Source organism: Candidatus Neomarinimicrobiota bacterium, assembly GCA_018647265.1.
Lineage (GTDB): Bacteria > Fidelibacterota > Marinisomatia > Marinisomatales > TCS55 > TCS55.
Genome location: JABGTK010000099.1, coordinates 41,282 through 47,823 on the forward strand (window position 1 = coordinate 41,282; position 6,542 = coordinate 47,823).

Sequence of the window (6,542 nt, forward strand, 5' to 3'; positions counted from 1 at the left end):
TTACTTCAGAACTAAACCAATGTTACTAAGGTGTGAATTCCCCAACCCAAGAGCAATCCGGGAACAATATCCAATAATTGGTGCTGTTTCACCAATAAAGAACTGATGGCAATTGAGGCGATAAATACATAACTCCATATACCAATTGTTGGGAGTAAAACCAACCCCACGTAGGCTGCAACAGAATTGTGCATACTGGGAAAACAGTTACGGCCATTGTCTAAACCTTGGACGAATTTCAAATAGCGGGTAGATGTATTTTTAACTTCATATTCTCGATAGGATTGAGGCACGCGACAGGGAAAGATCATAAAACAAATGCACTGCGCCAAGAGGACCATAAGTCCACCAAAAATATGATAAAGGCCTTCTGACAATGAACTGATTTGAATCACCACCATTCCGATCATGATATAATAAATGAAGCTATAGGGCCAAATCCAAATAGGCCAAAAAGGAATATATTTATCTAATCCAATGGCCAAAGTGCGTGTTTTGAAAAAATAATTATTATTCTGAACCCAGAAAAATATCTGGTAAGCACCGAGGATAATTATGGCCGTAATACAAGTAAATACCACATAGTCAAACATTGGCATTGGGTTTTCACTGAATAACAATGCCATTCGGTAATAAATAATAGAAATGGCAAATGTTGATATGAGCATTAACAACATATATCCGGGACTAATTCTTTTATAAGGTGCGGAGGTTATTTGTGATTCCATAAGTATGTTGATTTTCCTTTTTACTAAATTACTATTAATTATTCAAATTTATTGAAGAACATTAGAATGAATCCAAGATTTCTTTTTTTCTAAAGACATATGCCTCATCCTTGGATCATTAACGGGATATCCGATAAATGGTCCCAATAGATTTTTCCCAAATCCAATTACCTGTTTTCTATAGATAATTCCCCCAACAGCGCCTAATGCCATCATTGCAATTATTCCGTTAGCATGGCCTTCATCATGCCCCCATTTTGGGAACAATGGCCAAAACATCCGCATTTTGGTGAAGTTTGGTTTTCGTTTTTATATCCCATTTTTTCACTGGTAGCTGCGTGGAGAAATCCGCCGCACATTATCAGTATATATAGGAAAAGTATTTTATGTTTCATCAATCTTTGATTTTATTATAGGCTGAAAAAGTAAAATCCCTGTGGCGATAAATCCCAGTAAAAAACCCAGCCAAAACCAGTTTCTCACATCATAACCTTTAAAATCCGCAATGAGTGCTGTGAGAAATGCAAAAAACAATCCGTATAGAATGAAGAGAATTACAAAATCCATGAAATGAAAAATCCTGCTGTAGTGAACAAAATGAAAATGGTTAAGAGATAAAAAACCAAAAGATCTTTTTTGAATATGCGTGTGAGTAATAGGAGGCTTGGGAGCCCCACCCCAGAAGCTGCCATCATGAAGGCGAAAACCAATCCTGTGTCCAGTCCTTTATCCAAGAACAATTCGCCAATGGGAATGAGCATGGCAATATCCGCATAAAGAATTCCGCCAGCGATGACCGATAGTGGAATAGCAAATACGGAGCCGGAAGTGAGTCCTAAGAATCCATCGGAAGGCTGCCATCCTTTTAAGCCAGTAGCAATGGCCGCGGCAATGATTATCACCGGGGCTAGACTTTTTAAAAATCCCACATACTGGCGATTCACTTCTGACCAGCGAAAGCCCTCATCTTCATTCACCATAAATATTTCAATAAGGGATGATTTGAAGCGTTCATTTCCCAAAATCATACCGCCAATTACGGCGATTGTAAAACAGACGGCGGCATAGATTAATGTTAACTGTCCGCCAAAGAGAGCATAAAACAAAATGAGGGCCGGCGGATTAATGGTGGGCGAGGCGATGAGAAAACTGATGGCGTAACCATGTTTAATATTATTATCTACCATACCGGAAAAAATGGGGACGGTGGTACATGAACAAAAGGGCGTAATAGCGCCGGCAAAGGCGCCTAAAATATATCCGCTGAATCCCATTTTGTTATGGAACCAGCGATCCAGTTTAATATCTGTGAAATAACCTTTCAGCCATACGGCAGTGAGAAAAACAAACCAATAAAGAAAAAGAAGACCAAAGATAAAAGATAAAAAATAAATCCAATCGAAATTCATTTTAGATGGTCTTCCAAATAGTTTAACATCTTTTTCTGCTGACTAAGCCAGCCTAAACGCGTTTCAATATTCACATATCGGACCCCATACCGCATGGCCGCCCAGGAAAGTGAGCCATCATCCTTCTTCGGTAATTTTTCTTGAAGGACCACATTGAATGGTGATTGGGCTAAAATATCATAATCCCCACGGTCGGTGCATATGAAAAAGTCTCGAGGATTTTGGTCTTTCTTAATGGAAATTTCATCACTCAAGGGAATCTCAGTTTTCATATTGTACCCCTGATAATTATTATGGAGAGCAATTAACAATCCGCCGTTTTGGGGTAGAATTTTTTCTAAAAAAGAATCCCGATCTCGATTAATCATTTCAAGTGTTTCGGCTTTTTTTGCCCGGGACCATTTTCGATTATATTTCTGGATATTGGCTTTAGCCCCTTCCACTGAAAAAATCCGGTTGGGATCAATGATGCCGCCGAAAAAATCTGCTTCTCTCACATTACCTTGAACCAAAAAAGCTCTCCCTTCATTATTTTTCATGTGGTTTTCTAAAGACATCCGTGCCGTCTGTTCGTCGCCGTGGAGCCAAATGTATCTCCGATCGCCATCGCCATTTTGGATAATTTTAAATTTTATCCCTGCTATTTGGACTGAATCATATCCTTCATGTATAAGACCGAAAAGACTGAAGAAGAGAAGAAATGTGATCAATATTAATTCCGTGCTCGATTATTGTTGTACAATCGTCCATTCCCCGGGGCCAATAACATATTCTATGGCATTCCCCTGGGCGGCTTGGCCGCGCATATAGCCAATTAAGGCACCGGCCGGAATAGTGAAAATACTGTAGAAACCACCTATCATCGCCCCGCATAAAAGACCCACTCCGATTCCCATATTATCCTGTGCCCCCATCACTGCGCCGATTAATAAACCACCTCCCATTGTGCCAATACCGGCAACTTTCATTCCTTGAAATACATAATCACGGGTGCTTTTTGTTTTACCAATAAAAATACTGCCGATTTCGTTGATGGGTAATTCACGTTCAAATGATTGCCCTTTTTCCTGAATACGGAGTGCGTCATTAGTCATGCCCAACAGCGCACCGCCCACAGAAGCGGTAGGATCATAAGCACTCACCACAACAATCCATTCTTCTAGTGGAATCAATACCTGTTCGCCATCCTTTTCTAGGATGAGCCCAGTCACTTCTCCTTGGGCAATGAGTGGTTGGGATTCCAAATTGAGAAATCCTGTTTCAATTAAAGTAATGATTAGCGTCATCGTCGCCAAACCTGATACAAGAAATGAGCGTGTTTTATTCATTTTTTATCCATTCCATTTATTCATAATTATCTCAAAATCCAATAATTTGACGAGGTACTTCTTTCCATTCAACAACTTCACCCTTTTCCGATCGATCAAATGATTCATCAAAAATTGCTGTACCAAACAATTGGTCCCAAACTGAAAAAATATTTCCAAAATTATTACCGGCCACACGTTCATCGTTCACATGATGCAATCGATGAAATCTTGGCGTAATAATAATATTCGATAGTACGCTATCCATTTTTAATTTAAGATTCCCATGAATCCAGAAATTAACGAGAATTAGTAAAATACTGGCAATAATTAATTCACGATAAGGTACTTCAAACATTTGGAAACCAACTAAATATGGAATCCGAATGATAAATGAATTCAAAAAAGAAGTGCGAAGCCCCGAAAACCAGTAAATATCTTTGATTGAATGATGAAATCGATGGGTATTCCACATGGGTTTTAAGTGCATAATTCTATGAAATATATAATAACCAAAATCACCAATTATTAGCGCTAAAATAAGACGTAACCATGGTGGCATTGAACCAACACTATTTCCCAATCCCACAACCATATGGATATTAGAAACGATGGTTTCATTCAGCAGATAATCCATAATAAAAAACACAAACATTGTGGAAATTACAATTACAGTAATATCAAACTTTATATTAGATAATCGCTTGATTGCTTCTAAAGGTTTTTGGTTTTCCATGAAATGGATTACGGCGGCAATCAATAACAATACTGTCCCAGAAGTAATTAGTGTTAAATCCATCAATATTGAAAACCTAATTCTGAGAATAGAAATGTGCGTGTTTTATTCATGATAAATCCCTTTCCTTTTTGGGTGTTAATTGACCATTCGATTTGATGGCCCCATTCCCATTTTGTGGTACAAACCCGTAAGGTGTTGGCATGGGTACTTTTTTGGGCACATTCCCATTTTGCCAATGCTTCACTTCGTGAGTCTCACGGTAGAGCACATTGTAGGCATCGAAAGGGATGGTTCTACCGTCAGGCATGGCAAAGCCGATACAGCATTTTTTAACAACCTTCATATCCCAGTTATACTTGTCCTGGAATTGGATTAAAATTATGCGAAATGCATTTTCGTCGGCAATTTTCTGGCGCCCTTTTTCCGTAAAGAAATCCTTTTTTACAGGGATGCCACAGACACAGGAAAAATCGTATAACGTTTTCATTGAGTTAAAACTGGATGAAGCGGACCACAATCCTTCAATAGCTTTTTTATAGATGGGTCGCGGGTCTGTGTAGATCGTATTGATGAATTGGTCCATGTAAGGATCCAAGTCTATGAACCGTGGAATGGGTTTCACTTTCTTGCCCTTAATGTAGGCATAAGTGAGGGCAATCTCAGAAGGATGGCTGCAGGGCAGTGGCATAAAATCTGTTTTGCGAAACATACCATCGGTTTGTTTTTCCAGCCGATCCATGATTTCTGTATTGGTGACCCGATCCATGGGATTCATATCATGGTCGTAGCGCCCGGCGAAAAATGCGGGCTGAAAGTTGACACCGCGAATACCCTTGGTTTCAATGCCGAATTCTACAATTTTACCCACTTGATCTTCATTTACACCGCGCTGAATCACCGCCGCCAAATTAATCGGCAAACCATGTTTCAGCATATTTTCGATAGCTTTCATTTTAATGTCCACCAACTTGGCCCCGCGGATTTTTTGATGCACCTCATCTGTAAAGCCGTCAAACTGGAGGTAAATCTCTAATTTATTTTCACTCACATCCACTAAGCGTTTGATTAAATCTTCATCCTGGGCAAACTTGATGCCGTTGGTGTTAATCATGACCACCTCTGTGGGACGATCCACCGCTTCTTTCACCGCTTCTACAATTTGAGGATGCATGGTAGGTTCACCGCCGGAAAATTGAATGACTGCGCCCACGCCCTCCTGCTCAATGAAACCATCCAAGGCTGCTTTGATTTGATCCATGGTGAGGTATGCCGATCCTTTGCTGTCGGCGAAACAGGTGGGACATGCCAAGTTGCAATCATCCGTAAGATCGATTAAACCGAGACACATATGCTGCTCGTGATCTGGGCAAACGCCACAATCGTAGGGGCAGCCCCGCTCTACTTCGGTCGGGAATTTTAAAGGTATGTCGCCGGGGCGGTTATATTTCTGGGCGTGGAGGTACCAGTCTGCATCGGAATGAAGGAGACAAGATTCAAAGCCGTGCTCGGCGCACCATTTTCTTAATACAATTTTTTTATCATCAGTGCGGATGATTTTCGCATCCACCACTCGGAGGCATTTAGAACACAGACTTTGGGTGTGTTCAAGATATACATAGTTCCGCCGTTGTCGCGGATTTTCTTTTATGTCAGCTTGTTCTACAGAAAACATGGTTGCCTACCTTTTTTCTATTTTCAAAATTCCCCCGAGAATCGCTTCGTCAATTTAAATCATTTAATCAAATTTGTTTGAAGGAATGCCTTTTTTAAATCAATTAATAGTTTTTATCCAAGGCTACCTGTAAATAAAAGCCCCAATAAAACGAAAAAAGAAACACCACACGATGCTGTTGAAGTCAGAATCCTTCCTTTTTTGATTCGTTTTTTGTATCCCGCTTCATATTCAGATTTTCCATTTTGCGATACTTCATTATTTTCAGGCACATTTACCCTTCTAACAAAATCAGCTAAAGAACCTGCTCCCAAAAAAATCATATTCCCAACACCTAAAACACCCGATAACACTTTATCTGATGCCCAATCACCTGCTTTGATATCTTGGTCAGCTTGGTCATAACCCATTTGATAATAATCTATTGACCCAAATGAATCCTGAAATCCCACAACCTTCTTTGGGTTTATATCTACTTTTTGAATCGTCACGGATCCGAAAGATGTTGTTACGATGTATGTGGAATCAGTTTCAGTGGTTATAGTGCCAGAAACTTTATCTCCAGATTTGAGATAAAATGTTTCTTCTTGCTGGGGTAAATCACCGGCGATAATCAAACTGGAATTAAGTAGAACCAAAGTCACTGTAACCATGGAAAATATTGAACTTATAAATGGACGCTTTTTA

At 39.7% G+C, this 6,542-nt stretch carries 9 protein-coding genes; all 9 read right to left on the reverse strand.

Translation table 11 applies throughout. The features are described 5' to 3' along the window. Nucleotides 1-11: 11 nt before the first annotated feature. On the reverse strand, nt 12-728 hold the full coding sequence (locus HN459_05725) for a hypothetical protein (GenBank protein MBT3478946.1): 717 nt from the start codon (nt 726-728) through the stop codon (nt 12-14). Between the two features lie 48 nt (nt 729-776). Further along, nucleotides 777-1,007, reverse strand: a complete 231-nt coding sequence (locus tag HN459_05730; GenBank protein MBT3478947.1) for a hypothetical protein — start codon at nt 1,005-1,007, stop codon at nt 777-779. Between the two features lie 105 nt (nt 1,008-1,112). Further along, nucleotides 1,113-1,295, reverse strand: a complete 183-nt coding sequence (locus HN459_05735) for a hypothetical protein (protein ID MBT3478948.1) — start codon at nt 1,293-1,295, stop codon at nt 1,113-1,115. Then, on the reverse strand, nt 1,283-2,137 hold the full coding sequence (locus HN459_05740) for a hypothetical protein (protein ID MBT3478949.1): 855 nt from the start codon (nt 2,135-2,137) through the stop codon (nt 1,283-1,285). The genes HN459_05735 and HN459_05740 overlap by 13 nt, the downstream gene beginning before the upstream one ends. Further along, nucleotides 2,134-2,847 carry a hypothetical protein gene (locus HN459_05745; protein MBT3478950.1) on the reverse strand — a complete coding sequence of 238 codons (714 nt, stop codon included), beginning with the start codon at nt 2,845-2,847 and terminating at the stop codon, nt 2,134-2,136. The genes HN459_05740 and HN459_05745 overlap by 4 nt, the downstream gene beginning before the upstream one ends. A gap of 18 nt (nt 2,848-2,865) precedes the next feature. After that, nucleotides 2,866-3,465 carry a hypothetical protein gene (locus HN459_05750; GenBank protein ID MBT3478951.1) on the reverse strand — a complete coding sequence of 200 codons (600 nt, stop codon included), beginning with the start codon at nt 3,463-3,465 and terminating at the stop codon, nt 2,866-2,868. A gap of 31 nt (nt 3,466-3,496) precedes the next feature. After that, nucleotides 3,497-4,243 (reverse strand): sterol desaturase family protein, encoded by a 747-nt coding sequence (locus HN459_05755; protein MBT3478952.1) that lies wholly within the window; start codon nt 4,241-4,243, stop codon nt 3,497-3,499. Nucleotides 4,244-4,289: 46 nt separating this feature from the next. Then, nucleotides 4,290-5,855 (reverse strand): radical SAM protein, encoded by a 1,566-nt coding sequence (locus HN459_05760; GenBank protein ID MBT3478953.1) that lies wholly within the window; start codon nt 5,853-5,855, stop codon nt 4,290-4,292. A gap of 113 nt (nt 5,856-5,968) precedes the next feature. Then, on the reverse strand, nt 5,969-6,542 hold a 574-nt coding region (locus HN459_05765), incomplete at its 5' end, for a hypothetical protein (GenBank protein MBT3478954.1).